The organism is Epibacterium sp. ABZ3_068 (assembly GCF_056159265.1).
Map to the genome: position 1 here is coordinate 616,020 of NZ_JBSWUV010000001.1, position 23,792 is coordinate 639,811.

Annotated in this window: 25 protein-coding genes and 3 pseudogenes; 16 read left to right on the top strand and 12 right to left on the bottom strand. The window is 56.0% G+C overall.

The window, feature by feature from the left end:
• The first annotated feature begins 137 nt into the window (after positions 1-137).
• Positions 138-521 (top strand): hypothetical protein, encoded by a 384-nt coding sequence (locus ACXAEW_RS02885; RefSeq protein ID WP_474939883.1) that lies wholly within the window; start codon positions 138-140, stop codon positions 519-521.
• Positions 522-833: 312 nt separating this feature from the next.
• Here the strand turns inward: ACXAEW_RS02885 and ACXAEW_RS02890 are convergent, their stop codons facing one another.
• Positions 834-1,232 (bottom strand): MAPEG family protein, encoded by a 399-nt coding sequence (locus ACXAEW_RS02890; RefSeq protein WP_474939884.1) that lies wholly within the window; start codon positions 1,230-1,232, stop codon positions 834-836.
• An 81-nt stretch (positions 1,233-1,313) separates the two neighbouring features.
• Between ACXAEW_RS02890 and ACXAEW_RS02895 the strand changes: the two genes are divergently transcribed.
• The 3 genes from ACXAEW_RS02895 (at position 1,314) to ACXAEW_RS02905 (ending at position 3,616) form a co-directional block, all read left to right on the top strand.
• Positions 1,314-2,189: a LysR family transcriptional regulator gene (locus tag ACXAEW_RS02895; RefSeq protein ID WP_474939885.1), complete on the top strand. Its 876-nt coding sequence runs from the start codon at positions 1,314-1,316 to the stop codon at positions 2,187-2,189.
• A gap of 105 nt (positions 2,190-2,294) precedes the next feature.
• Positions 2,295-3,104 (top strand): RNA polymerase sigma factor, encoded by an 810-nt coding sequence (locus ACXAEW_RS02900; RefSeq protein ID WP_474939886.1) that lies wholly within the window; start codon positions 2,295-2,297, stop codon positions 3,102-3,104.
• Between the two features lie 35 nt (positions 3,105-3,139).
• Positions 3,140-3,616 carry a YybH family protein gene (locus tag ACXAEW_RS02905; RefSeq protein ID WP_474939887.1) on the top strand — a complete coding sequence of 159 codons (477 nt, stop codon included), beginning with the start codon at positions 3,140-3,142 and terminating at the stop codon, positions 3,614-3,616.
• A 290-nt stretch (positions 3,617-3,906) separates the two neighbouring features.
• Here ACXAEW_RS02905 and ACXAEW_RS02910 read toward each other — a convergent pair.
• Positions 3,907-4,107, bottom strand: a pseudogene (locus ACXAEW_RS02910) (transposase); the annotation flags it as partial.
• A 158-nt stretch (positions 4,108-4,265) separates the two neighbouring features.
• Entirely contained in the window at positions 4,266-4,901 is a 636-nt protein-coding gene (locus ACXAEW_RS02915) for a TetR/AcrR family transcriptional regulator (RefSeq protein ID WP_474939888.1), read from the bottom strand.
• A gap of 100 nt (positions 4,902-5,001) precedes the next feature.
• Between ACXAEW_RS02915 and ACXAEW_RS02920 the strand changes: the two genes are divergently transcribed.
• Together ACXAEW_RS02920 and ACXAEW_RS02925 are read left to right on the top strand one after the other, a co-directional pair.
• Entirely contained in the window at positions 5,002-5,637 is a 636-nt protein-coding gene (locus ACXAEW_RS02920; RefSeq protein WP_474939889.1) for a hypothetical protein, read from the top strand.
• A gap of 216 nt (positions 5,638-5,853) precedes the next feature.
• Positions 5,854-6,716, top strand: a protein-coding gene (locus ACXAEW_RS02925; protein WP_474939890.1) for an IS5 family transposase whose coding sequence is annotated in 2 segments (ribosomal slippage) — positions 5,854-6,226 and positions 6,226-6,716 — 864 coding nt in all. Because the reading frame shifts where the segments join, the coding sequence is not laid out codon by codon here.
• Between the two features lie 251 nt (positions 6,717-6,967).
• Here ACXAEW_RS02925 and ACXAEW_RS02930 read toward each other — a convergent pair.
• Positions 6,968-7,477, bottom strand: coding sequence for a hypothetical protein (locus tag ACXAEW_RS02930; protein WP_474939891.1), 510 nt, complete (start codon positions 7,475-7,477; stop codon positions 6,968-6,970).
• A 78-nt stretch (positions 7,478-7,555) separates the two neighbouring features.
• Here ACXAEW_RS02930 and ACXAEW_RS02935 point away from each other — a divergent pair, with 78 nt between their 5' ends.
• Both ACXAEW_RS02935 and ACXAEW_RS02940 read left to right on the top strand, forming a co-directional pair.
• Positions 7,556-8,005 (top strand): MarR family winged helix-turn-helix transcriptional regulator, encoded by a 450-nt coding sequence (locus ACXAEW_RS02935; RefSeq protein ID WP_474939892.1) that lies wholly within the window; start codon positions 7,556-7,558, stop codon positions 8,003-8,005.
• Positions 8,006-8,151: 146 nt separating this feature from the next.
• On the top strand, positions 8,152-8,280 hold the full coding sequence (locus ACXAEW_RS02940; RefSeq protein ID WP_474939893.1) for a hypothetical protein: 129 nt from the start codon (positions 8,152-8,154) through the stop codon (positions 8,278-8,280).
• Positions 8,281-8,341: 61 nt separating this feature from the next.
• Here the strand turns inward: ACXAEW_RS02940 and ACXAEW_RS02945 are convergent.
• The 3 genes and pseudogenes from ACXAEW_RS02945 to ACXAEW_RS02955 form a co-directional block, all read right to left on the bottom strand.
• Positions 8,342-8,488: pseudogene (locus tag ACXAEW_RS02945) on the bottom strand (integrase core domain-containing protein); the annotation flags it as partial.
• A gap of 25 nt (positions 8,489-8,513) precedes the next feature.
• A pseudogene (locus ACXAEW_RS02950) lies at positions 8,514-8,725 on the bottom strand (transposase); the annotation flags it as partial.
• A 308-nt stretch (positions 8,726-9,033) separates the two neighbouring features.
• Positions 9,034-10,296 (bottom strand): MFS transporter, encoded by a 1,263-nt coding sequence (locus ACXAEW_RS02955; protein ID WP_474939894.1) that lies wholly within the window; start codon positions 10,294-10,296, stop codon positions 9,034-9,036.
• 195 nt (positions 10,297-10,491) lie between these two features.
• Here ACXAEW_RS02955 and cyoA point away from each other — a divergent pair, with 195 nt between their 5' ends.
• From cyoA to ACXAEW_RS02985, 6 genes are all read left to right on the top strand, one after another.
• Positions 10,492-11,553, top strand: coding sequence for a ubiquinol oxidase subunit II (cyoA, locus tag ACXAEW_RS02960; RefSeq protein WP_474939895.1), 1,062 nt, complete (start codon positions 10,492-10,494; stop codon positions 11,551-11,553).
• 23 nt (positions 11,554-11,576) lie between these two features.
• Positions 11,577-13,607, top strand: a complete 2,031-nt coding sequence (cyoB, locus tag ACXAEW_RS02965; protein WP_474939896.1) for a cytochrome o ubiquinol oxidase subunit I — start codon at positions 11,577-11,579, stop codon at positions 13,605-13,607.
• The gene (cyoC, locus tag ACXAEW_RS02970) at positions 13,607-14,254 is read left to right on the top strand and encodes a cytochrome o ubiquinol oxidase subunit III (RefSeq protein WP_474939897.1); all 648 of its coding nucleotides are present in this window, start codon (positions 13,607-13,609) and stop codon (positions 14,252-14,254) included. The genes cyoB and cyoC overlap by 1 nt, the downstream gene beginning before the upstream one ends.
• Entirely contained in the window at positions 14,251-14,607 is a 357-nt protein-coding gene (gene cyoD / locus ACXAEW_RS02975; protein WP_474939898.1) for a cytochrome o ubiquinol oxidase subunit IV, read from the top strand. Before cyoC ends, cyoD begins: the two co-directional genes overlap by 4 nt.
• On the top strand, positions 14,604-15,314 hold the full coding sequence (locus tag ACXAEW_RS02980) for an SURF1 family protein (protein ID WP_474939899.1): 711 nt from the start codon (positions 14,604-14,606) through the stop codon (positions 15,312-15,314). Before cyoD ends, ACXAEW_RS02980 begins: the two co-directional genes overlap by 4 nt.
• Positions 15,315-15,500: 186 nt before the next feature.
• Positions 15,501-16,190, top strand: coding sequence for an MOSC domain-containing protein (locus tag ACXAEW_RS02985; protein WP_474939900.1), 690 nt, complete (start codon positions 15,501-15,503; stop codon positions 16,188-16,190).
• Between the two features lie 18 nt (positions 16,191-16,208).
• Here the strand turns inward: ACXAEW_RS02985 and ACXAEW_RS02990 are convergent, their stop codons facing one another.
• Positions 16,209-16,811 (bottom strand): TetR/AcrR family transcriptional regulator, encoded by a 603-nt coding sequence (locus tag ACXAEW_RS02990; RefSeq protein ID WP_474942984.1) that lies wholly within the window; start codon positions 16,809-16,811, stop codon positions 16,209-16,211.
• A gap of 143 nt (positions 16,812-16,954) precedes the next feature.
• On the opposite strand from ACXAEW_RS02990, the gene ACXAEW_RS02995 reads away from it, so the two are divergent.
• Together ACXAEW_RS02995 and ACXAEW_RS03000 are read left to right on the top strand one after the other, a co-directional pair.
• Complete coding sequence (locus ACXAEW_RS02995; RefSeq protein WP_474939901.1) at positions 16,955-17,419, top strand: (2Fe-2S)-binding protein; 465 nt, start codon at positions 16,955-16,957, stop codon at positions 17,417-17,419.
• A 3-nt stretch (positions 17,420-17,422) separates the two neighbouring features.
• Complete coding sequence (locus ACXAEW_RS03000; protein WP_474939902.1) at positions 17,423-19,603, top strand: xanthine dehydrogenase family protein molybdopterin-binding subunit; 2,181 nt, start codon at positions 17,423-17,425, stop codon at positions 19,601-19,603.
• A gap of 138 nt (positions 19,604-19,741) precedes the next feature.
• Here ACXAEW_RS03000 and ACXAEW_RS03005 read toward each other — a convergent pair whose 3' ends face one another.
• From ACXAEW_RS03005 to ACXAEW_RS03020, 4 genes are all read right to left on the bottom strand, one after another.
• Complete coding sequence (locus ACXAEW_RS03005) at positions 19,742-20,827, bottom strand: ABC transporter ATP-binding protein (RefSeq protein WP_474939903.1); 1,086 nt, start codon at positions 20,825-20,827, stop codon at positions 19,742-19,744.
• 6 nt (positions 20,828-20,833) lie between these two features.
• Positions 20,834-21,616 (bottom strand): ABC transporter permease, encoded by a 783-nt coding sequence (locus tag ACXAEW_RS03010; RefSeq protein WP_474939904.1) that lies wholly within the window; start codon positions 21,614-21,616, stop codon positions 20,834-20,836.
• On the bottom strand, positions 21,613-22,599 hold the full coding sequence (locus ACXAEW_RS03015; RefSeq protein WP_474939905.1) for an ABC transporter permease: 987 nt from the start codon (positions 22,597-22,599) through the stop codon (positions 21,613-21,615). The genes ACXAEW_RS03010 and ACXAEW_RS03015 overlap by 4 nt, the downstream gene beginning before the upstream one ends.
• A 79-nt stretch (positions 22,600-22,678) precedes the next feature.
• Entirely contained in the window at positions 22,679-23,785 is a 1,107-nt protein-coding gene (locus ACXAEW_RS03020; protein WP_474939906.1) for an ABC transporter substrate-binding protein, read from the bottom strand.
• Between the last annotated feature and the right edge of the window lie 7 nt (positions 23,786-23,792).

Below are 23,792 nucleotides of genomic sequence, written 5' to 3' on the forward strand. Positions count from 1 at the left end.
CCACCGTCGAACGGAAGGGAGGCGGACTTTGCTGCCATTTGCTCTTGGCAGGTCACAGACTGCTATGCAGTCTTTTGCTCCATTTCATCCCGATGTAGACGTGAGAGCCATTGTAAACGTGGGGATCGGAATCATTCATGTTTGAATTCAACTTGATGGGGCAGACCTATCGCGAGGTTACAGACACCAGTGAGCGCATTGGTGTCGGTGATCTGCTGTATTTCTTCGATACTCACCCAGATCGCGATGCATTTTGCTACATGTTCATCAAGTTCAACAAGCACCTTGTCGGGGTTAACTGGTTGGGTTTCAAGGCAGGTTTGATGGGTAATTGGGTTATTCACGAGGATCACCTGAGGGAAAATGGCAGTGCCATGACACTCGGTTGGCTGGAAGAAAACTGGGAGCGCTTCTCGCTGTTTCCACGAGAAAAAACCAAGTTTCTAAAGTGGCAGGAAAGCGATTACGACCCCAATGAAGCGGTAGACCCCGAATTCCATGCACGTTGGAACGTTGACTGACCTTATTTGATTTTCGAGCAGCGCAGACATTCGCGCACGGTGCAGCATTCAGTAAAACGGGCTCTCAGCGGCCTTGCGGCGATGCCGCAGCAGGCTTGCAGCATGTACGCACCTGGCCCCGGTCCTCAGATGACGCCAGCCAGCCCCAAGCGGTCATTGGATTTCCACGCAGCGAAGGTACAGAATGAGCCCCGAATCTCGAATTCTGCAGGAAGCACATGAGATCGTGAACCACACGTTGCCGCCATTGGCCAATGGCCGGATTGGCTTTGAGCGTTTCGGTTTTGGTCACGCAGTGGCATTTTTGAACAATCACCAGTCCACTACCAAAAGGGTCTCATAGGCAATCGTCGCAATGCACAGGTTTGCGACGAACCAGACCAGAGTTCGCACATAGGGGATGTTGAGAAGGTATAACCCAGTAAAGGCAATACGGGCAGCGATGAAGGCCTGCGCCGCACATAGCGCGACGCCAGTATCGGCACCAAGCATAAGGGCCGCAACGGTCACGGGCACAAAGGCGATCATGCTTTCAGTATTGTTCGTGACTGTTCTGTCAAACCGCCGATCAAGGTCACTCAGAACCGGCGCGGTGCTGCGCCGCCCCGTGCCCCAAGACACCCCATGGCTCAACGCGATCTGCGCGCCATGACCGATCAAGAGGGCCAAATGCAACAGGCCCGCGATCATCAAAAAAACTGACATACTCATAGCTGCTCCTTCTCTTTTTCTCTTTCTAACACGGTGCCTTTGGTGCAAAAACAGAAGAGCGTGGACAAGAAAGGTGCAAAAATGGACGAGTTTCACTCTCTAAACTGGTCTGATCTGCGTGTCCTCCTTGTGCTGCGCGCCTATGGTGGTGCGACCTCGGCCGCGCGCGCGCTCGGGCTCAGCCATCAAACGGTGTCGCGCCGCATCACCGCGCTGGAACGTGCTTTGGGGCTGCGGCTTGTCAATCGGGAGCGCCACCCTTGGACCTTGACCGAGAAGGGAAAGGTCATCTGTGATCATGCGGACAGGATGAACGCCGTGGTTGACGAGATGGCGCAGTTCGCACGCCGCGAACACCCCGATGTCATCGACCGCGTGTCCATCGCCTGTAATCCGTGGGGCTTCGATCTGTTGGTTCTTCCGGCCTTGGCCACCGTTCGCCGCCGGTTCCCCGCATTGTCCTTCGATCTGATCACCGGGGACGATCCGGTGGACGTCCAAAGCGGCAAAGCGGATATCGCCCTCCGCTTCACGGATGCACCGCCAGAAGATCTTCTGGGGCGACAGGTCGGCACCCTTTCCATGGGGGTCTTTGGCCATCCGGACCAAATCGCGGCATTGGATCGGGGCGCCTATGACTCGCTTTGCCTCATTCGCATGAAGGCAGAGCGCCACAGTCAAATATGGTCGGTGGATCCCGATAGGTTTCAATCGGTCGTTGTCGTCGATGACTTCTCTAATTTGGTAAGCGCCGTGGATCACAGGATCGGCGTGGCGGTCCTGCCCAGAGTTGTGGGCGACCAGTTGCGCGGCGCGGTGCAGAGTCAAATGACCCCGCTCAGCGCGGCGCGCTCTGTTTGGCTGCTGCGAAATCAGGACAGTCGGGGATCGAAGGTGATCGCGGCGGTCGCGGCGGAAATCCACGATCACGCAGGCAAGATATTGAACGCAGGTTGAGTGTCGGTTTCAATTCGTTCGATCATAGGCAAAATTTCTTGTCACACCTTGCCTCAGGCAGTTGTCTAACGAAGTATCAAGACAGAGAGAGGCGCAAACCGACCGATGGACTGTGTACAAACAGCCGACATCGCCGCCGCAAAGCAAGGCGACGCGAAAGCCCTTGAAACGCTCGTGCGCGGCATCCAGGACCGGGTGTATAGATTGGCATATCGAATGTTGGCCAACCCCTCGGCTGCGCAAGACGCCACGCAGGAAATTCTCGTCCGGATTGTGACAAAGCTCTCGACGTTCCGTGAGGACAGTCAGTTTGAGACCTGGGTTTATCGGGTCGCAACAAATTACCTGCTGACCGCTCGCAAGGTCATCGCCAATGATCCCGGCCTCTCTTTTCAGATGTTTGGTGACGACTTACTGGGCGGATTGGCCGACGAGGCGCAGGCGGCGCCCGAAGACCACATCATGCTCAACGAATTGCGGCTGCGCTGTACCATGGCAATGTTGCTCTGCCTCGATCCGCCGCACCGCGCGGCCTATGTTCTGGGCGAAATCATCGAGTTCGATCATGCAGAGGCAGCGGAGGCGCTCGGCATTTCCCCCGCGAATTTTCGCAAACGCCTGTCGCGCGCGCGGGCGTTGATTCAGGATTTCACCGCGGCGCATTGTGGCCTTGCCGACAAAGGCCCCCGCTGCACCTGCCGCAAACGTCTGCCCGCGGCGATGGCGATGGGGCGGATTGGCACCGCGCCCTCCGCCGAGTTTGCAGAGGCACCCGCGTTCGCCGAGGTCGAAAAGCAGGCACTGCGCACGCAGACAAGTCTGATTGCGGCCAAGCTGCAGCGGGCCACTGGCCCTTTGACGCCACTCAACGACTACGCCGCTGAGGTTCTGAAGATCGTGAACCCGCCCGGCTAGACCCTGATCCACCCAATCCAACCAAAGGAGAAGACATGAAACATGCATTTGCGTGGCTGGTAGCGCTTGCCGTCACGTTCCCGAGTATCTCAATCGCAGAAGGACAAAAAATGACACAAGATCAACAAGGCGTACTCGCCGCGATCGAAACCATGACGGTCGGCTTTCAGGCAGGCGATATTTCGACCGTCATGCAAAGCTATGAAGCGGCGGCCACCGTGGTGTTCGAGCCCGAGGCCCCTGTTTCGAATGCGGCTCTGCTTGAACAGATGTTCGCAGGAATGGCGGCGTTAGGGCCGGAGTTCACCTACCCCGCTGGGCACGAGGTCATCGTGAGTGGCGATATCGCGGTGCATATCGCGCCTTGGAAAATGACTGCCCAAAGCCCGGATGGCCAGGCTATTGAGCAATCGGGACTGTCCGTGGCGGTTCTGCGCAAGCAGTCCGATGGGGGATGGAAGATGGTGATCGATAACCCGCACGGCGGGCGTCTCCTGGCACAAGACCACTAATACGAATGGGCCTGGCGATCTCGTCGGGCCCGTTTGCACGCAATCCAAGGCGCCTGTCTACCTTCACCCCATTCTTCGTGATGCAGCGTGCATGGTTTGACGCGCCCTTGCGGAAACGCCGGTAACAGTTGGTTCCACCTCTACTTGGATGCCGACTGATCGATTTCCTACGTGACCAACTCGTACTGTTGGCGTATGTCCAGAAATCGCCCGGCCAGCATTAGTTTGCCGACGCGATAAGCCAAGAGCTGCCATTCGAGCGCCCACAGCGAATGAACACTTCGTCCCGCGTAAACGCTGGACCACTTCCCGAACTCTTCAGACAGGTCGCGCCACGGCGCGCCCGTGCGGGCGATCCAGAAGATTCCATCAAGAACACGGCGGTGGTTCGTGGGTTTGCGCCCGTTCGGGGCGCGGACTGTCAGGATGAAACGCTCAAAGAACGCCCATTCCTCGTCCGACATCAAGTCTCGTGCAAAGCTGGTCTCCATCGCAGATTCCAGCTTGAAACACGCTTAAGGGCCGGTGTGAATCCCGTTTGGCAACATGACCTAGGCCAAATAGGTCCAGTTTTCTGGGATCACATCAGTTACCTGCAATCCGAGTTTGGACGATCTAACAATTGCAGTGCTGTTTTTCGCCAATAACCTCATGATCTTCCTTCCTCCTCGAGGCCAGACGGTTGGGTGTTTCGGCCGCCATGTGCGTCCGTTCCCCCGGGTAGCGGACCTTCCACCTGCAGGTGATGGTCGATGCATTCACCCAGCGACGCGACCACGTTGTCCGGCATCATGTTGGCAATGGACTCGATCTGCAAAATGTATCGGCAATAGGCGAAGCCGAGCATTTGACTGGCAATCAACCCTGCGCATTCTGGCTCAACTGGTCGTCCGGTCAGATTTTCGATCAGGCTACGTATTTGCGTCTCGAATAACCGGCGAAGCCGATCCGCGGCCAACGTGGAAGAGGACGCCGTCCGAAGTAGAATTGGCAGCGCCGCAATTGCCTCCTCGCCTTCCCAAAGCCGCAGGAAATGCCTGACGCCGCGCTGACCTGGAGTGCGATCCCGAGACAAAGGGGGAGCGATATGGCCCATTTGGAAATCAACGGTCAAAGCAAAGAGAGCGTCTTTGCTGCCGAAATATCGGATCACCATCGAAGGATCGATTTCAGCCTTCTCAGCGATGCCCCGGATCGTTGTGGCTTCATACCCAAGCTGCGCGAACAGCGTTCGGGAAGCTTCAAGGATCCTGGACTTAGTGAGGTCAGATTTACGGGTCTTCATTTGTCGATTTGCCACTTCACCAGTTGCCAACGCGCGTTGACATTTGCGGGTTGCGAAAAGTAAATGTCAACACATGTTGGCAAAGATGAAGAACCAAGTCATGCAAACCTTCAGTACAGCCCTTACCCGCATCCAGATGTGGCTTGCCCTAGCAGTAACAGCAGTGATGGCGCTGACTTTCACCCTGCTTGGCGGTCTCCCCCTCATCGTCACCTTCGACGTCGGCCTACTCGGCGTCGCAACAATTGTTGTGCTGATCCATCGTGGCAAGACGGCATTTCCCGATGCCCAAGCCTACTACCCGATCTATTTCGCTACGCTCGCCTGGCAGTTCATCCACTTTATCGAAGAGTTCGTGACAGGTTTTCGTGAGAAGTTTCCAGTGCTTTACGGTGCTGATGCCTACAGTGCCAACTTTTTTGTCGCGATCAATATGCTCTCATACGCGGGATTCACACTCGCTTGCATTGCGGTTCTGACCAAGGGCATCCGATTCCTGGTCGCGCCAATGCTGTTCTTCGTCGTCTACGGTGCATTGGGCAATGCAATTGCGCACACCTGGTGGGTCATCTGGTTTGGCAAGTATTTCCCCGGCTTCTATACTGCACAGGCCTACTGGTTTCTTGGTCCGCTGGCGCTGGCAGGGCTTGTCGGATCGCTAAAGCGCGCAATCTTTTTCACGGTCGGGTTTGGCTTGGTGCTCGTCCTTTTCATTACGATCTTCATGGTCAACTAGGAATCCGAGCGAAGCGATCAGCGAGAAGGGGAAAATCGATACCCAACGACACCTGTTGGCATCGTTGTCCGCTTTATTGCCTCCTTTATTGAAAACTCGCCCTTGCTCGAAGGACCGTCGGTTAATTCAAATCCTATTTTGGACAGGAGTATCTAGGCCGTGTTGACAAAAGGGATTCACACCGCGCTTCAAGCGTGATTCAAGCTGGTATCTGCTATGGAGACCAGCTTGGCACGAGACCTTATGTCGGATGGAGAATGGGCGTTCTTTGAACGTTTCGTCCTTTCTGTCCGCGCACCGAATGGACGCAAGCCTACCAACCACCGACTTGTTTTGGATGGAATTTTCTGGATCGCGCGCACCGGGTCACCGTGGCGAGATTTGCCCGAGGAGTTCGGAAAATGGTCCAGCGTCTATCGCCAGTTCAGGCGCTGGACGCTGGCGGGATTGTGGGAAGACATCCTTGATGCTCTGAACCTCAGCGGGGCGGTGCCTGATGCACTTCAAATGATCCCTCTCGGCGGCAAAGCCGCCTGCCGGGCAGCGGACAGCACCGTGGTCCGCGCCCATCATCGGGCAACAGGCGCTAAAGGGGGACTCCGCGGCAAGGTTTTGGCCGTTCAAGAGGTGGCTTCTCCCCTGCCCGGCAGGCGATTTGCATCGCAAATCTGCCGAGAGGGACCAAGATCCACCTCCGCGTCAACGCACATGGCCTGCCTATGAGAACGGAGATCACGCCGGGGCAAACATCTGACTATCTCGGTTTCGATCAGGTCATGGCCGACAATCTGCCAGAGCCCAAGGTGCTGCTGGCCGATCGTGGCTATGATGCTGACCGTATTCGAAAAAAAATGAACAAACGTGACATCCTAACCCAAATCCCGATGCGTAAGACCCGCAAGATGCGCGTCGGTGTGGATCACACGATTTATCGGCTACGCAACATGGTTGAGAGATGCTTCAACAAGCTCAAGAATGCTAGGCGCGTCGCAACACGATACGACAAGACTGCAGAAAGCTATCTAGGCTTCATCGACATCACATCGATCCGCCTTTGGCTGCGCCATTTGTCAACATGACCTAGGGCAATGGGACCGAGGCAGGAAGCGCAGGCGGCACTGCTCTATGAGTTTTCATTGGATAATCACATCCCGCAAGATCACTTGCTGCGGTCAATCGATCGGTTCTTAGGTAATGCCCCCATTTTTAATGGGGCCCGATTGTTGAACTACGCGGCGATTTTCGGTTTCATAGCGGGTGTTCTCCCACCGAAGGCCATGTTGGGGCGGTCGGAATTGCCGTCCATCCCCCAAAGCCAATGGACCAGACCTCATTCGGGGCTTCTGGCACGGCCAGCTCGTCCAGCTTTTCCTGCTTCATTCGCTTGCACGGCTTGAGCCGGACTGCGGCGCAACTTTTCAGTTAATCGAAAACCGTCGCGCATGTTCAGGCTCAGGAGTACGATGTTAACGGCGCCCGCGATTAGCTCCAGTGCCTGCAAGGCGTAGAACCCGGTATCGAACACCCCAGCACGTGCCTTGAACGAAAGATAAAACGCCGAAGGAATGAGGATCAGGATGCCATTGGCTGCTATGAAGGGCATTCGCTTCTTTTTGGTTGCGACCATCGGGCCGCGCATTTTCTTACCCAGTTGAAAGCCCGACCCGCCTGCAGCCATCAGAGCCGGGATTAGGATGATGAACCCCCACGGGATCAGCGACTTGACCAGTGTGACGGTGGCCGCGTCCGCAAATAGTTCCGAAATCGCGGTGGAGAGCCAGAAGGTTAGAATCGTCAGCAAGGCGATTGCTCCGGCAAGGGGATGGACGAATTTTGTCATTTCTATTCTCCATTCAACATTAATATAGCATACTATATATTCTTGCATAGCAAGCTATTCAAGTGGTAGAATGGACACATGAAGTTCAAGAAAAATCAATCGGCGGGCTATCTTGCAAACCACATCGCACGGCTCTTCGTGCGAGGGCTGACCGCCCGGATCAGCCCGTTGGGGCTCACGACCGGCACCTTCCCGGCCTTGCTGGAATTATGGGAGGCCGACGGTCTGACCCAGAAGCAGTTGGTCGAGCGGCTGGACATCGAGCAGGCGACGATGGCCAACACGCTCGCGCGAATGGAGCGCGATGGGCTGATCCGACGTGAGAAGGATGAGAATGACGGCCGCGTGCAGCGCGTCTGGCTGTCAGATCACGCACGTGGATTGCGGGCCCCGGCGATCAAAGCCGCAATGGCCGTGAACACCGAAGCGCTGGCTGACCTTTCAGAAGAAGAGAGATGTCAGTTCATTAATCTTATGCAGAAGGTCATTTTCGCAAGTAAAAACAAGATGGAGTCCGATTCACCTTAGTGCAAGAAACCAGCTGAACGTGTCCGTGAAAAGTTTCGATAGTGGAGGCACACCACCTTACCCAAAGCGGATGCCTCCTGCTCCTCCCGGCGTCGCAATGCGCCATAATACAGGTGTCAAAATCTGCTTTTGAGCGAAGCCACCCAATGCTAGTGAATACCATAGGGCTGGATCTGGCCAAGGACGTTTTCCAAGTTCGTGGAGTTTCTGCGACAGGTGACAAGGTCTTCAACAAGAAGATCAAACGCGCAAAATTGTTAGAGTTCTTTGAGTGATCAGGCCCACCTGAGTGGACCAGTTTGATTGTTAGTGCATGATCGGCCTTTGGTCCATCTGGACGATGGTTTCCGGGGCCGATGGGCGGTAACCCAGAGCACTATGTGGTCGCTTCGTGTTGTAGTGCTTCCTCCGTTCTTCAATCAGGATTTGAGCTTCCCTTAGGCTGTAGAAGATTTCGCCTTTGAGCAGTTCATCCATTGCCCGGCAGGCGATTTGCACAGCACATCTGCCATTCGTGCCGAACTGTGCGATTGAAGCTTTCGCAGTAGCCATTCATCGAAAGGCACGTCTGGATAGCGGCATCGCTATAGGTCTGCTGTCGGCCACGCCTGCCTGTCGGCACGCCATCACAGCTCATCTCAGGGTCGAACCAGATCGTCAGCGATCCCCGGCGCTTTAGCGCTTCGCTCGCCATTGGGCTAGAACCAATGGCGCCTCAATGGCTCGCTAGGCTGGCCAGTTCCTGGTCTTGTAGGTCGGGGGTGTGGGTCAGCTCATGCATCCCGGCTACCACGCTGGGTTCACAAGATGAATCCCTCACGAGATTTGTGCAACAGAGCCTCTTATACCCATAAACTGTGAGGGATTTGGTTTCTAAGCCATATCGTCGCCCCAGCTTGATCTAGGGGCAATATTTCATAGAGGGCTTCAGGGCGTCAGATGCTATTTAGGGGGTCAGATGCAACGCTTACGACAAAAAAGGGCGCGTTAAGAAGCCGCGCCCTTGTTCTTGTTTCCGGTCTTGGTTATCAGGACGCGGCCTCGCTGTTGGACAGGACCCGCAGTGCAACAAATGTCACCACCGCACCAGACAAGAGGTAAATGGCCGCTGCCCATAGGCCGAAACCAACAACCAGGCTAAGCCCGATAAGAGGGGCAAAGGCAGCTCCCAGAATCCAGCTCAGGTTTGTTGCCAGGGCGGTTCCGGAATACCGGTACTTGCGCTCGAACCGGCGCGGAACAATGGCGCTGGCCTGACCATATGTCAGCCCCAGAACGACAAAACCAAAGATGATATAGGTGGCCGGATTGGTCACAAGGGTGCTGATCATCAGGCAGAGAACAAAAATGAGTGCCGTGGAAACACCCAGAACGTAACGGCGCCCATATTTATCGGCCAGAATTCCGGTTGCAATCACCGCAAAGACGGCAAGGGTTCCGCCGATCAATTGCAGGAGAAGAATGTCCGAGATTTCATGCCCGGTGAACAGGCTGCTGATCCCCAAGGGGAAGACCGTTACCATGTGGAACATCGCGTAACTGGCCAGCGGCAGGAAGGCAGACAGGAGAATCGGTCGCCACTGTGTCTGGATCAATTCGCGCATCGGCGCCGAGGTCACCAGTTCTTCTTCGACACCCCAATCGGCGTTCAGCAGGCGCAATCTTGCAAAGAGAGAAACCACATTGACGGCAAAGACCGCAAAGAAGGTGAATCGCCAGCCGAAGGTGAAGAACTCTTCCTCTGTGAGGAAGCCGGTCAGCACATAAAACAGGGAGGCCGCCACGACGAATCCAATCGGACCGCCCAATTGGGGCACCATTGCATAAAAACCTTGCTTATTTTCGGGTGCGCTGTGTTGCAATTGCAGCGTCAGACCGTCCCATGCGCCGCCCAGTCCGAGGCCCTGACAGATGCGCAGAACCGCCAGCAAAACCGGAGCCCACCAGCCGATTGTGTCAAATCCAGGAAGCATCCCAATGGCAACTGTGGCGCTGCCCAAAATAAACAAAGCCAAAGTAACCTTGCCTGCGCGCCCAATCTTGCGTTGGATCACGCGCCCCGACATCGAGGCCACCGGACGAGCCAAAAACGCCAGTGAAAAGATCGCAAACGACAAAAGTGTACCAGTTACGGGATCAAATGTCGGAAAAAACAACCTTGGGAAGACCAGGGCGGACGCAATCGCATAAACAAAAAAACCAAAAAAGTCGGTCACACGCGCCATGACAACCGTGATCACCACCTCGTCGATCGTAGCCTCATGCAGGTGTGTATTCTCCACACTGTTCATATAGTTCTCCTCTTCTCCATAAGAGGATCATGCACGGGGTTTGGGCATCCATCAAGTAAAACAGAAACCGCAAAGTCATCATTTGTCGCATTGCAACCCGCTGAGACTTGGAGCAAAAGAGCGCTCGCTGGCCGCCTGAGACTGACGTGCAAGCTTCCTCCTCCTCCAACAGTCTCACCTTGAGAGAAAGACTCAATGAAACGCGCACTTATTGCATCGGCTATTCTGTCGACCCTCCTCCTGTCTGGGTGCAATCTGGTTGTCATGAACCCTTCGGGCGACGTCGCGGTACAACAAGCCAACCTGATCGTATATTCCACAATCCTTATGTTAATTGTCATCGTGCCTGTGATCGCCTTGACAATTTTCTTTGCTTATCGGTATCGCGCCTCCAACAAAGACGCAGCCTATGAACCCGATTGGCATCACTCCACCACGCTGGAGATCATCATCTGGTCGGTTCCGCTGGCCATCATTATCTGTCTGGCTGGTCTGACCTATGTGGCGACACACCGTCTGGACCCCTATAAGCCACTGGCCCGGATTTCCGAAGATCAGCCGCTTGACGAAACGGTCGAGCCGATGATCATTCAGGTTGCGGCCATGGACTGGAAATGGCTGTTCATCTACCCGGAACTGGGCATTGCTTCGGTGAACGAAGTGGCCGCCGTTGTGGACCGCCCGATCGAGTTTCAGCTGACGTCAACCACCGTTATGAACTCCTTCTATGTTCCTGCTCTGGCCGGTCAGATCTATGCCATGTCCGGCATGCAGACCGAACTGAATGCGGTGATCAACGAACCTGGCATCTACAAAGGGTTCTCGGCCAACTATTCGGGCGAGGGTTTCTCGCAAATGCGGTTCAAGTTCCACGGCCTGAACGAAGCGGATTTTGACGCTTGGGTCGAGAAGGTCCGCGGCGATGACAAGGTGCTGGACACCGACACATTGGAAGCCCTGAACCAAAAGAGCATTTCGCATCCGGTGACCTACTATGGCAGCCTGGATGACACCCTGTGGGAACGTATCGTCAACACCTGCGTCAACAGCGAAGACCTGTGTCGTCACGACATGATGATGGTCGACGCGCTTGGTGGCGGTGGTCTGGAAGGTCTGTGGAACCGCGATATGTTCCGCGGCATCTGCTCGGCTGACGATCCCGGTGCTCTGATGGCTCTGATCCGTCCTGAACTGCGTATCAAAAAGGATGACCTGGTAACAGCGATGACGCTGACCGCTCCTGTGAACGCAAACTGAAACGAACAAAGATAGAGACCGTTATGGCTTCTTCAGCTCATCATGGCACGAGTGCTTCGGCACTTGACGTGCATCCCTTTTGGGGAAAGCTGTCCTGGGACGCATTCCCTTTTCACGAACCAATCGTTCTGGTGACCTTCATTGGCGTTATCCTGGGCGGGCTCGCCCTGGTTGGCGCGCTGACCTACTTCCGCCTGTGGGGCTACCTCTGGAAGAACTGGTTCACCTCAATTGACCACAAGAAAATCGGGATCATGTATATGATCCTTGGCCTTGTCATGCTGCTGCGCGGTTTTGCCGACGCACTTCTGATGCGGGGCCACCAGGCTCTTGCGGCTTCGGGCGGGGAAGGTTACCTGAACGCCCACCACTATGATCAGATCTTTACCGCACATGGTGTGATCATGATCTTCTTTGTCGCGATGCCCTTCGTCACCGGTTTCATGAACTATGTGATGCCGTTGCAGATCGGTGCCCGCGACGTAGCGTTTCCGTTCCTCAACAACTTCAGCTTCTGGCTGACAGTGTCCGGCGCCATCCTGATCATGATCTCGCTCTTTGTAGGAGAGTTCTCAACTGCTGGCTGGCTGGCCTATGCACCGTTCTCCGGTCTGGATTACAGCCCCTCTGTCGGGATGGACTATTACCTTTGGGCGCTGAACATTGCCGGGATCGGGACAACCCTGTCCGGTATCAACCTGGTTGTTACCATCGTAAAGATGCGCGCACCGGGCATGGATTACATGAAGATGCCGGTCTTTGTCTGGACCACACTGTGTACCAACGTCCTGATCGTTGCGACCTTCCCGGTTCTGGCCGCGACCCTGGCTCTGCTGACCGCAGACCGTTACCTTGGCACCAACTTCTTCACCAATGATCTGGGCGGCAGCCCGATGCTGTATGTGAACCTGATCTGGATCTGGGGTCACCCTGAGGTTTACATTCTGATCCTGCCGGTCTTTGGTATTTTCTCCGAGATAGTGCCGACCTTTACCGGCAAACGTCTGTTTGGCTATACCTCGATGGTCTATGCGACCTGCGTGATTATGGTCCTGTCCTACATCGTATGGCTGCACCACTTCTTCACCATGGGGGCCGGTGCCAATGTGAACGCCTTCTTTGGCATCACAACCATGATCATCTCGATCCCGACCGGGGCCAAGCTGTTTAACTGGCTGTTCACCATGTACAAGGGTCGCGTGCGGTTTGACGTGCCGATGCTGTGGGTCATGGGCTTTATGATCACATTCGTGATCGGCGGCATGACCGGTGTTCTTCTGGCGGTTCCGCCTGCGGACTATGTGCTGCACAACTCGCTGTTCCTGATCGCGCACTTCCACAATGTGATCATCGGTGGCGTGGTCTTCGGGATCTTTGCCGGTATCGTATACTGGTGGCCCAAGGCCTTTGGCTTTAGCCTGGATCCGTTCTGGGGCAAGGTCAGCTTCTGGTGCTGGATCATCGGCTTCTACCTCGCGTTTATGCCGCTTTATGTGCTGGGCCTGATGGGTGTGACACGCCGTCTGAGCCAGTTTGAGGACACGTTCTACTCGGTCTACTTCATCGTAGCTCTGGTCGGGGCACTGTTCATCGCAGCAGGCATCGGCGCCTTTGTTCTGCAGATCATCGTTTCCATCATGCGTCGCAAAGAGCTGGCGGATGAGACCGGCGATCCCTGGAATGGCCGTACGCTGGAGTGGGCGACCTCTTCACCGCCGCCCTACTATAACTTTGCCTTCACTCCGAAAGTGCATGAAATCGACGCCTTCACCCATATGAAGCGCGAAGGTTACGAGCGCCCGACCGATGGCTTCATGCCGATCCACATGCCCCATTACACCGCAACCGGTGTTGTGCTGGCGGGGCTGCTGACCGTTATGGGATTTGCTCTGATCTGGCACATCTGGTGGCTTGCGGCCGCAAGCTTTGTGATGGCCTTGGTCTACGGCATCGGACACACCTTCAACTACAACCGCGACTATTACGTTCCAGCCGCGGAAGTGCGTGAAATCGAAAATCAGCGTACTCAGCAGCTGGCAAAGGCAGCGGAATAATGACTGACACAACTGTAAAAGAACCCGTTGAGTTCTTCGTCATGGAAGATCCCCATCATCACGATGGGGACGGCCATGAGGAGCATCACCACGAAACCGGCACCATGCTGGGTTTCTGGATCTACCTGATGAGTGACTGCCTGATCTTTGGCATCCTCTTTGCGACCTATGCGGTTTTGGGCGGCAACTATGCGGCCGGCCCGGCACCGGTGGATCTGTTTGAACTGGACAAGATCCTGATTGCAACCTTCATGCTCTTGTTCTCCTCCATCACCTATGGTTTTGCCGTGCTGCGGATGGATCGCAACGATCTGAAGGGCACGCTGGTGTGGCTGGTGGTCACTGGTGGTTTCGGCGCAGCCTTCCTGTACTTGGAAGTTCTTGAGTTCAGCCACCTGATCCACCTGGGCGCAACCCCGCAGGCCAGTGCCTTCCTGTCGTCCTTCTTCTTCCTGGTCGGCACCCACGGGATGCACGTCCTGGGCGGCAGCATCTGGTTGGTGGTTCTGCTGATCCAGCTGTCCCAGCGTGGCCTTACCCATGAGAACAAGCGCCGGGTCATGTGCCTCAGCCTGTTCTGGCACTTCCTCGATCTGATCTGGATCGGCGTCTTTTCACTGGTTTACCTGACAGGAGTCCTGCTGTGAGCGATCATGCAAAGGGCGGCCATGGGTCGCTGAAATCCTATCTTATCGGTTTTGTTCTGTCCGTCATCCTGACCGTGATCCCGTTTTGGGTGGTCATGGGTGAACCGCTGGACAGCAAGGGCGTGGCTGTGGCGATCATCTTCATTCTGGGCGGTGCTCAGATGCTGGTGCATATCCACTATTTCCTGCACGTGACCATCAAGGCCGAAGACGGCTGGCAGGCGATGTCTATGGGGCTGACCATTCTGTTGCTGGTCATCGTCCTGTCCGGTTCCATCTGGGTCATGTTCAACCTGCAGGAAAACATGATGCCCGCTCACGAACAGATCGAACGGGTTCGTAACCTGCCATGACCCAAGAAGGCCACATCCGTCGCCCCGGTTGGGGAACCGCTCTATTGGGGCTGATCTCTGTGGTGATGGTTGTGACCTTTGTGCTGATGGGCAATTGGCAGATGCGCCGATTGGCCTGGAAGCTGGATCTGATAGCAACTGTCGAAGCGCGCGCCTTTGGGGAGGTGCACCCCCTTCCCGCGCGCTTTGACGCTGACGCTCATGCCTACCTGCGGGTCGGTTTTGAGGGCACGCCGCTGCCCCGGCATATTCTGGTCAAGGCCGTGACCGAGCTTGGCCCCGGTTTCTGGGTTATGCAGCCCTATGAGACCTCGGTGGGTCTGGTGTGGGTCAACCGTGGCTTTGTCCCCGGCGACAAGAAGTCCCCTCAAAACTGGTCCCCAGCGCCGACACGGATTACCGGTCTCATTCGTCCAAGCGAGCCTGAAGGCACCCTGTTGGAAACCAATGATCCCGCAGCCAATCGCTGGGTTGCGCGGGACACGGTGCAGATGTCCGCAGCCTTGGATCTGGCAACGCCCCTGCCCTATTTTGTGGACGCTGACCATTTGGCGGCGCTTGGCGCGGCCCCACGGGGCGGGTTAACAATTGTCCAGTTCCGCAATTCGCATCTGTCCTATGCGCTGACCTGGTATGCTATGGCACTGCTTTTTATGGCCACATTGATCTGGGTGGCGCTGCGGTATCGCAAGCTGATGGACAGCTGATTGCACGCATTGGCCTTTCAGCCGTGAACCTGTGACAATTGCGCCGATATCAGGCAAAAGCTTGCCGTGTTAGTCTTCTCCCCGGAAACGCCCCTGAAACTTTACACTTGATCGTCCGCCAGACCGCGCGCTTTGGATGGGTTTGGCAGAAACCGAAACGACTTCTGTTTATCTGAGGGGGATCTCATGACCCAGACCACCACAATTGACGGCATCTATATCGGTAGCGTCCAGGCCCTGTGGCCAGGTCGCCCGGCATCTGCCATTGCCAAAACAGAGACAATGGCACGCCTTACGGTGTCTCAAACCGGCTTTGTTCGTGATCGCCAGGCCGATCTGGCCGTTCATGGCGGTGCCGACAAAGCCATCCACCACTATGCAGGCGACCACTACAGCGCCTGGCAACAGGAATTGAACCGGCCGGATCTGGTGCCGGGATCCTTTGGTGAGAATATCTCAACCCGGGGACTGGTTGAGACTGAAGTGTTTATCGGTGACATTTTCCGCCTGGGCGAGGCATTGGTGCAAATCAGCCAAGGGCGGCAACCGTGCTGGAAGCTGAACGCCCACACCGGCGAGGATCGCATGGCCTATCATTTCCAGAAAACAGGCCGGACCGGATGGTATTACCGAGTTCTGGAAACCGGGGAGGTTCAGACCGGGGATGAAATACATCTGGTTGAACGTCCCTGCCCCAACTGGAGTGTTGCCAAAGTCACCGCCGCCCGACTGACCCGCAGGATCACCCCCGAAGAGGCCACCGCATTGGCAGCCCTGGAACACTTGTCGGCCGATTGGCGCAAAGCCTTTGCAAAAATGGCAGGAGGCAATCTGGATGAGGATACCTCAGCCCGGCTGGAAGGCAGCTCTGTCTGATCTGCCCGATGGGGTCGCTCAGGGCGCGTAACGGCTCATGATCATATCGACGGTATGCTGCACCAGGTCTGACATTTGGTCCTCAGTCAGCATCGGGCCGCCCAGAATAACGGGCCAGAAGGCTTTGGCCTTGATCAGGGCAATGAATTCATTTGCTGCACGGTCCGGGTCATCAATCACCAGATGGCCCGCCGCGTCCGCATCCCGCATCATGTGGAAAAACACGCTGTGCGAATCGACCCTGTCCTGTACCAGCGCACCGAGCTCCGGTGACAACAGCACCTGACTGATCACCATGCGGGCCATTGCCATCACATCCGCGGAGATCAGCAATCGGCCTTCGGCCCAGGCCAGTTCCGTAAGCTGTTCGCGAATATCCCTGTCTGCATTAAATTTTTGCGTCAGCGCATCAGCAAAGCGGTCCGCCATCAAACCCACGATGGATTGGAACAGGTTATCCTTGCTTTCGAAGTACTTATAGAGCGTGCGCTTGGACACTTCGGCCTCGGCGCAGATACGGTCCATGCTGGTCGCGGCGAACCCCCGATCCTGGAATTCCGCCACGGCCGCCCTAATTATCTGGTCGTACTTCGACCTGTTTACTGCTCCGCCTGCCTTCATATCCACAGCTATAGTGCCTTTCACGCGATGGGGCAAATGACCTGAAGTACACTCCAGAGTTTACAAGCACCGTGATCTGAGCCTACAGTAAACGAGCCAGTTTACCAAATCCTTTGGATGCAAGCGCGAATGGGAGATTTCCAATGACTCTGAAGTTGACGTTGAACGGCACCACACATGACGTGGTAGCCGAACCGGGCACGCCGCTTTTGTGGGTGATCCGGGATGAGTTGAAATTGACGGGTACAAAATTTGGCTGCGGTGTGGCGTCCTGCGGGGCGTGCACGGTTCATGTGGATGGGGAACCGGTTCGCTCCTGCCAGACCTATGTGGAAGACGTCGAAGGCGCCGAGATCACAACCATTGAAGCCATGAGCGAGAATAAGATCGGCGCTGCGGTTCAGCAAGCCTGGGTCGAATTGGACGTGGTTCAATGTGGCTATTGCCAATCCGGGCAGATCATGTCCGCAGTCGGGCTGCTGAGCGAAAACCCCAAACCAACCGCCGAAGAAATCGATGAATATATGAGAGGCAATGCCTGCCGTTGCGCCACATACCAGCGCATTCGCAAGGGCATTCAACGCGCATCCGAAATCCTGGAGGCCTGATCCATGACACTTACCACTTCTCGCCGGGGCTTTTTGAAAACCGCGGCAGCGGCATCCGCCGTTCTTCTGATCGGTGCACGCGCCGATGGTGTTCTGGCAGCGGGTTCTGAAGGCAGCAGCCAGTTCAACCCGTTTGTAAAAATCGACGCTGACGGCACCGTGACAGCCATCGTCAAACACTTTGAAAAGGGACAAGGCCCGGCAACCGGCCTGCCCACATTGATTGCCGAAGAAATCGGGCTCAGGATGGATCAGATCGAATATGAATTCGCTCCTTCTGATCCCAAGCTTTACAACAACCTCGCCTTTGGCCCCTTCCAAGGCACCGGCGGGTCAACGGCAATGGCCAACTCCTGGGCGCAGTATCGCCAGGCGGGTGCTGCTGCACGCGAGATGCTGATTGCGGCGGCGGCAGAAACCTGGGGTGTGTCGGCAGAAGTTATCAGCATTGAAGAGGGCATTGTAAAAGGGGGCGAACGGGAAGCGCCTCTTGCTGAGTTTGTCGCCCTCGCGGCAACACTGGAGGCGCCTGCAGAACCGCGCCTGAAAGATCCCGCTGAATTCAAGCTGATCGGCAACCCCCATGTGCGGCGCAAGGATTCACCGATCAAGACCAACGGGCAGGCACAATATGCGATGGACATGCATCTGCCCAACCAGATGGTTGTTCTGATTGCCCGCCCCGAAGCCCGCGGGGGCATTGCCACCGCCTTTGATGACAGCGCATCCCGTGATGTCAAAGGGTTTGTTAACGCGGCCATTCTGCCAAACAAGGCCGGAGTCGCAATCTATGCTGAAAACACCTGGGCCGCAATTCAGGCGCGGGATGCATTGGATGTGACCTGGGATATGTCAAACGCGGAGACGCGCAGCTCTGACCAGATCGAGGCTGAAATCCGCGCCGCGCTTGAGACGTCCCCGCAGTATAACGCTAACGACGGCGATGCTGCCGCTGCGGCGCAGGCCATCGACGGGGCCGCAACGGTGGTGGAAAAAACCTTCTACTTCCCGCTTTTGGCCCATGCGCCCATGGAGCCGCTGAACTGTACCATCGAACAGACGGCAGATGGCGACGTCGTCCTGCATGATGGGATACAGATCCCAACGGGCCCGCATATGGCCTATCAGCAGATCTTTGACCTTCCGGCTGAGAAGATCCATATCAAGACGATGCTGGCCGGTGGCTCCTTTGGTCGCCGCGCGACACCAGACGCCGATTATCAGGTAGAGGCAGCACTGGCCTTTGTCATGACGGACCGCAGCCGACCTGTGAAACTGGTCTGGACGCGCGAAGATGACATTCGCGGCGGATATTATCGTCCCGCCTTTGGTCACAAGGTACGCGTGGGCCTGGATGCTGATGGTAACATTGTCGGCTGGCAGCACCAGATCGCCGGGCAACCCGTTGTCAAAGGCACCGCCTTTGAACCCATGCTGGTCCATAATGGCGTTGACCATACCTCTATTGAAGGGGTGGCTGACAGCCCCTATCAGATACCTGGAATGGCGGTGGGCCTCACCGATACGCCAAAAGCAACCTCGGTTCTGTGGTGGCGTTCGGTCGGGCATACCCACACGGCCTATGTGATGGAGACCATGATGGATCTGGTTGCACAGGCCGCTGGTCGTGATCCGCTTGAATTCCGCCTGGCGCATCTGACAGGCAGCAAAGATGCCGATCGCAACGCGGGTGTTCTGAAACTGGTTGCCGAAAAAGCGGGCTGGGGTAAGGCGCCGTCCGGTCGCACACAGGGGCTGGCGGTCCACAAATCCTTTGGCTCCTATGTGGCGGAAGTTGTCGAAATCTCAGGGGATGTGGACAGCGGCATTGTGGTTGAGAAAGTCACATGTGCCGTCGATTGCGGGATTGCCGTGAACCCGGATGTGGTGGTCGCGCAGATGGAAGGCGGCATCGGCTATGGTATCGGCCATGCGATGCGCGATCACATTACGCTGACCGACGGAGCAGTGGATCAGTCCAATTTCCCGGACTATGAGCCGCTGCGGATCGGCGATATCAAAGCGATCGAAGTTCACATAATGCCGTCTGCCGAAGCGCCGACAGGGGTTGGCGAACCCGGTGTTCCCCCTGCTGCACCCGCTTTGGCAAATGCAATTGCTGCAGCTGCCGGACCTCTGGTGACAGCGCTTCCGATGGAGATGAATGGAGTTTCCTTCGCCTGACACCCCCACTGACACGGCTCGTCAGGGAAACCTTTGACATAATGAAATGCCTCCGGTTCATGAACCGGGGGCATTTTTGTGCACTATGTCATCAACCAGCTTAACCTGCTTTGCGGACGTATCCCTGCCCGTCCTGTATCAATCTTGCAAGACGGCCATGCTTTGACTGTCCCAGCCGATCCAGACAGGATCTGAGCCCACGGATTGGCCAATGTCAGTGTCCACAAAGGCGCGCAATCTGGCACCTGGGGTATCGTCGATCATCAGATCAACAGACATGCGGCTGCCGTGAAAGGTCTTGCCAACAACCGACCCTTTTACTGCATTCTTGCCGGCCGGTCGGGAGCTGTGAAATCCCAGTTTCTCCAAACGGACCGAAGCCGTGATCTGTGCTCCGATCTGTGGCAGGGGCCCATGGCTGCTGCCTTTCAGGGTCTGTCCAAACCAGTCCATGACCACCTCGTCCCCTTCGGCTCCCCGCATCTCACCGGTCAACAGATTGGTATCGCCAATAAATTCGGCCACAAACTGGGTGGCCGGCCGGAAATAGAGGTCTTCGGGTGATCCGTCCTGTTCAACGCGACCATTGTTCATAACAACAATCCGGTCCGACATTGTCAGCGCCTCGTCCTGATCGTGGGTCACAAAAAAGAACGTCTTGTTGGTGCGGCGCTGAATGGCTTTTAGCTCTTGCTGCACCTGCCCACGCAGTTTTGCATCCAGCGCCCCAAGGGGTTCATCCAGCAGCAACAGTGCCGGGTCCGGCGCCAGTGCCCGCGCCAGAGCCACGCGTTGTCGCTGGCCCCCGGAAAGCTGCGCCGGATAGCGATCGCCGTAACTGTCGAGCTCCAGGAAAGACATGATTTCATCCTGGCGGCGACGAATGTCTGACCGGCTCATCCCCTTGAGTTCCAACCCAAAACCTATGTTTTGCCGCACTGTCATATGCGGGAACAAGGCATAGTCCTGAAACACCATATTCACATGGCGCTTTTCTGGCGGCTGCGTTGTGACGTCTTCTTCATTCAGGTGGATACGGCCTGATGTCGGGCGTTCAAAGCCCCCCAAAATCCGCAAAGTGGTAGATTTTCCGCAGCCCGATGGCCCAAGAAACGTCACAAACTCACCGCGCGCAATGTCCAGATTCAGATTGTCCAGCGCAACCGTGTCACCGAATTTCTTGGTCACGTTCTCAATGCGGACCAAAGGCGTTTTCTCAGTCATGATGTATCAATCCTTGTTCAGTCGGCGTGTAAACCGTTCGGCCCAGATCCCGATGGCGGCGGTAAGGACCAGAGCAACGGTTGCAATGGCATTGATTTCAGGAGACATGCCCGATTTCAGCTTGGCGAAAATCAGCACTGGCAGGGTTGGGTCATATCCCCCCAGGAAGAAGGAGCGGACAAAATCGTCAAAGCTCAGCAGCAGACAGAAGATGCTGGCCCCAAGGATCGCAGGCACCAGATACGGCAAGGTAATCCGCATAAAGGCAATAACGGGATCCGCGCCCAGATCCCGCGCCGCTTCGATCTGGCTTTTGGGTAGTGTCGACAGGCGCGCCATCACAACCAATGCGACAAAGGGGACGTTATGAACCGCGTGGGACCAAATGATCGCCCCCATTCCAGGCTCGATCCCCAACCAGCGGGCGTAGATGCGGAAAGCGATGGCCGAAATAATGCCAGGCACCAAGGCAGGCAGAACAGTCAGGCCGAAAACGGCCGTACGGCCAAGAAACCTACGCCCTTCCAACAGCACCGCGATCCAGGTGCCAACCACAACTGAGATCAGCGTGGACAGGACGGCAATCGCAACCGAATAGCCAAAGGCCGAAAGCACCTCCGCGTTGCCCAGGACGCCTGTATACCAGTCCAGCGTCCAGGATCGGATCGGGAAGCCGATGAATTTACTGTCCTTGAACCCCATCAGAACCATCAGGATCAGAGGCACAAAAACATAGAGCACAAAGGCCCAATAGACACAGGACAGAAAGATACGATTGCCGCGGTTCATTTGCTGTCCCCTTTGCGCAAAGCGTTCATGAGCTTTTGGAAACTGCCGGTCAGGACCAAAGCCGCAACAAACATGATTGTCGCAAAGGCCGACCCCGTGGGCCATTCATCACCCGCCACATGGAAGAACCCGGCGATGGTCTCTGCAAAAACAGTGGTCGACGGTCCTCCAAGCAAAACTGGCGTGGCGTAAAAGCCGGTTGAGATCAGGAAAACAAGGGTACAGCCTGATGAGATGCCTTCGAGAGTAAGCGGCAGGGTGATCCTGCGAAAACGGGTCCAGGCTGACGCGCCAAGGTCGGCTGACGCCTCGTTCAGGCTTTTGGGCAATTTCTCCAGCGCCGAATAGAGCGGCAGGAGCATATAAAGCGCCGTGAGATAGACGATCCCGACACCCATCGAGAAGCTGGTGTACATAAACGGGATCGGGCGGTCGATCAGCCCAACAAATTTCAACAGCTGGTTCAAAGCGCCTGTATTGCCAAGCAGGATCATGATCGCATAGGTGCGCACAATCTCTCCGACCCAGAACGGAACCAGAAGCAGCAGCAGAAACAACATCTGATTTTTTCGCGACACGTGACGCGCCAGAAAATAAGCAACGGGATAGGTCAGGATCAGCGTGCAGAAGGTGAACACACCGGCAAAGGTCAAGGTCCTGAAAAACGGCTGCCAGAAAATCCGGTCCCCAAAAAAGCGGGCGTAGTTATCCAGGGTAAAATGCTGCTCTACTCCGGGAGCAACCGGATAGGCGTCTGTCAGACTGACGCGCAGCATTTGCAGCATTGGTCCCAGATGTTGGGTCAGAACCCAGACAATCGGCACGGCCGCCAGAACAAGGAACTGTCGCCGCGGAGTGGCCGTCGCAAGCGCAATCAACAGTTTATACGGGCTCCAGTTGGCAAGGCTGCCCCAAAAGGTCCGTCCGCCACCATCTGTTTTGGAGAAATTTGATCGGGTGCCCTGTGCGGCTTCATCGCTCATGTCGGAGTATCCCATGGAAACGTTGGTTCCCTGCCCGGAAAGATTCCGGACAGGAACAACTTAGAAAACCCAAAGGGTATCAGGCAGCCTTGATCGCTTCGACGGCCGGATCAACCAGACCGTATTTCATCTCATTTGCTTCCGCGCGGAAGAATTTGAGATTGGCGACTTCCTCATCCGAGAACGAGGTCGACTTTTTCTCCAAATCGGTCAGATAGTTCGACGCATCTTTGTAGGTCGAGATGAAGCCCGACGCCTTGGTCATCGCGGCGCCGATTTCAGGCGAGGCAAGAATGGCGTTCAGGAAGGTATAGGCATTGTCCGCGTTTGGTGCGTTATTGGCAATGTTGTACGTGTAGACAAAGCCATAAGACCCTTCGCGCGGGATGGTCATGGCAAGCGGGAAACCATCGTTGATCAGCGCGGCTGCCGGACCGTTCCAGCTGTGCGCCAGGGCAATGTCCTGATTGACAAACATCTGCTGCACTTCGGCGCCGCTGTCATAGTATTTACGCACCAGCGGTTTCTTTTCGATCAGATACTGTTTGGCTTCTTCAACAACTGCAGCGGCTTTCTCAGGGTCTCCGAGGTATTCCACCATGTTCCCGTCATACCCCATCTTCAGCATGATGATCGACATCATGTCTTGGATGATATAGGCGGTCTGACCTTTGTATTTATCAGAGAAGAGCACATCCCAGGACTTTGCTTCTTCGGCGCTGACCAACTCGGTGTTGTAAGACAAGACCTCCATCCCCGACAGGATCGGCGCGCCCCATTTGTGGCCATTGATGGTTGACCAATCGCTTTCGGAATAGGTCGGGTTGATATTGCCCCAGTTGCTCAGCCGGTCCGTGTCAAGCGGTGCCAGCAGATCGCTGTCGATGAACTGCAGGAACCGGTGGCCTGCCACGGTCATGATGTCCACGGTCGGGTTCGGGGCTTCGGCGGCCAGAAGGTTGAATTGCTTACCTTGGTCATCCACCAGCCGTACGTTCACCTTGATCCCGGTTTCAGCTTCAAACTGTTCCTTGAAGGCCTTGGGAACAAAGTCGTTGTAGGTCCAGATATTGACTTCGCCCCCTGCCGCATTGGCGCGACGCAAATAAACGGGGCTTGCGAGAACAGAAGCACCGGCGGCGGCAGTACCAAGAAACCGGCGACGGCTATAGGTCAGTTTCGTCATTGTTACG

Excerpts from the sequence above, each read along its gene's own strand:
- ACXAEW_RS02935 (WP_474939892.1), top strand. The coding sequence starts at position 7,556 with ATGAAGTTCAAGAAAAATCAATCGGCGGGCTATCTTGCAAACCACATC.
- ACXAEW_RS02980 (WP_474939899.1), top strand. The coding sequence starts at position 14,604 with ATGACCCAAGAAGGCCACATCCGTCGCCCCGGTTGGGGAACCGCTCTA.
- ACXAEW_RS02955 (WP_474939894.1), bottom strand. The coding sequence starts at position 10,296 with ATGAACAGTGTGGAGAATACACACCTGCATGAGGCTACGATCGACGAG.
- ACXAEW_RS02985 (WP_474939900.1), top strand. The coding sequence starts at position 15,501 with ATGACCCAGACCACCACAATTGACGGCATCTATATCGGTAGCGTCCAG.
- ACXAEW_RS02990 (WP_474942984.1), bottom strand. The coding sequence starts at position 16,811 with ATGAAGGCAGGCGGAGCAGTAAACAGGTCGAAGTACGACCAGATAATT.
- ACXAEW_RS03000 (WP_474939902.1), top strand. The coding sequence starts at position 17,423 with ATGACACTTACCACTTCTCGCCGGGGCTTTTTGAAAACCGCGGCAGCG.
- ACXAEW_RS02920 (WP_474939889.1), top strand. The coding sequence starts at position 5,002 with ATGCAAACCTTCAGTACAGCCCTTACCCGCATCCAGATGTGGCTTGCC.
- ACXAEW_RS03020 (WP_474939906.1), bottom strand. The coding sequence starts at position 23,785 with ATGACGAAACTGACCTATAGCCGTCGCCGGTTTCTTGGTACTGCCGCC.
- ACXAEW_RS03015 (WP_474939905.1), bottom strand. The coding sequence starts at position 22,599 with ATGAGCGATGAAGCCGCACAGGGCACCCGATCAAATTTCTCCAAAACA.
- ACXAEW_RS02900 (WP_474939886.1), top strand. The coding sequence starts at position 2,295 with ATGGACTGTGTACAAACAGCCGACATCGCCGCCGCAAAGCAAGGCGAC.
- ACXAEW_RS03010 (WP_474939904.1), bottom strand. The coding sequence starts at position 21,616 with ATGAACCGCGGCAATCGTATCTTTCTGTCCTGTGTCTATTGGGCCTTT.
- ACXAEW_RS02930 (WP_474939891.1), bottom strand. The coding sequence starts at position 7,477 with ATGACAAAATTCGTCCATCCCCTTGCCGGAGCAATCGCCTTGCTGACG.
- ACXAEW_RS03005 (WP_474939903.1), bottom strand. The coding sequence starts at position 20,827 with ATGACTGAGAAAACGCCTTTGGTCCGCATTGAGAACGTGACCAAGAAA.
- cyoA (WP_474939895.1), top strand. The coding sequence starts at position 10,492 with ATGAAACGCGCACTTATTGCATCGGCTATTCTGTCGACCCTCCTCCTG.
- cyoC (WP_474939897.1), top strand. The coding sequence starts at position 13,607 with ATGACTGACACAACTGTAAAAGAACCCGTTGAGTTCTTCGTCATGGAA.
- ACXAEW_RS02940 (WP_474939893.1), top strand. The coding sequence starts at position 8,152 with ATGCTAGTGAATACCATAGGGCTGGATCTGGCCAAGGACGTTTTCCAA.
- ACXAEW_RS02995 (WP_474939901.1), top strand. The coding sequence starts at position 16,955 with ATGACTCTGAAGTTGACGTTGAACGGCACCACACATGACGTGGTAGCC.
- ACXAEW_RS02915 (WP_474939888.1), bottom strand. The coding sequence starts at position 4,901 with ATGAAGACCCGTAAATCTGACCTCACTAAGTCCAGGATCCTTGAAGCT.
- ACXAEW_RS02905 (WP_474939887.1), top strand. The coding sequence starts at position 3,140 with ATGAAACATGCATTTGCGTGGCTGGTAGCGCTTGCCGTCACGTTCCCG.
- cyoB (WP_474939896.1), top strand. The coding sequence starts at position 11,577 with ATGGCTTCTTCAGCTCATCATGGCACGAGTGCTTCGGCACTTGACGTG.
- ACXAEW_RS02895 (WP_474939885.1), top strand. The coding sequence starts at position 1,314 with ATGGACGAGTTTCACTCTCTAAACTGGTCTGATCTGCGTGTCCTCCTT.
- ACXAEW_RS02890 (WP_474939884.1), bottom strand. The coding sequence starts at position 1,232 with ATGAGTATGTCAGTTTTTTTGATGATCGCGGGCCTGTTGCATTTGGCC.
- ACXAEW_RS02885 (WP_474939883.1), top strand. The coding sequence starts at position 138 with ATGTTTGAATTCAACTTGATGGGGCAGACCTATCGCGAGGTTACAGAC.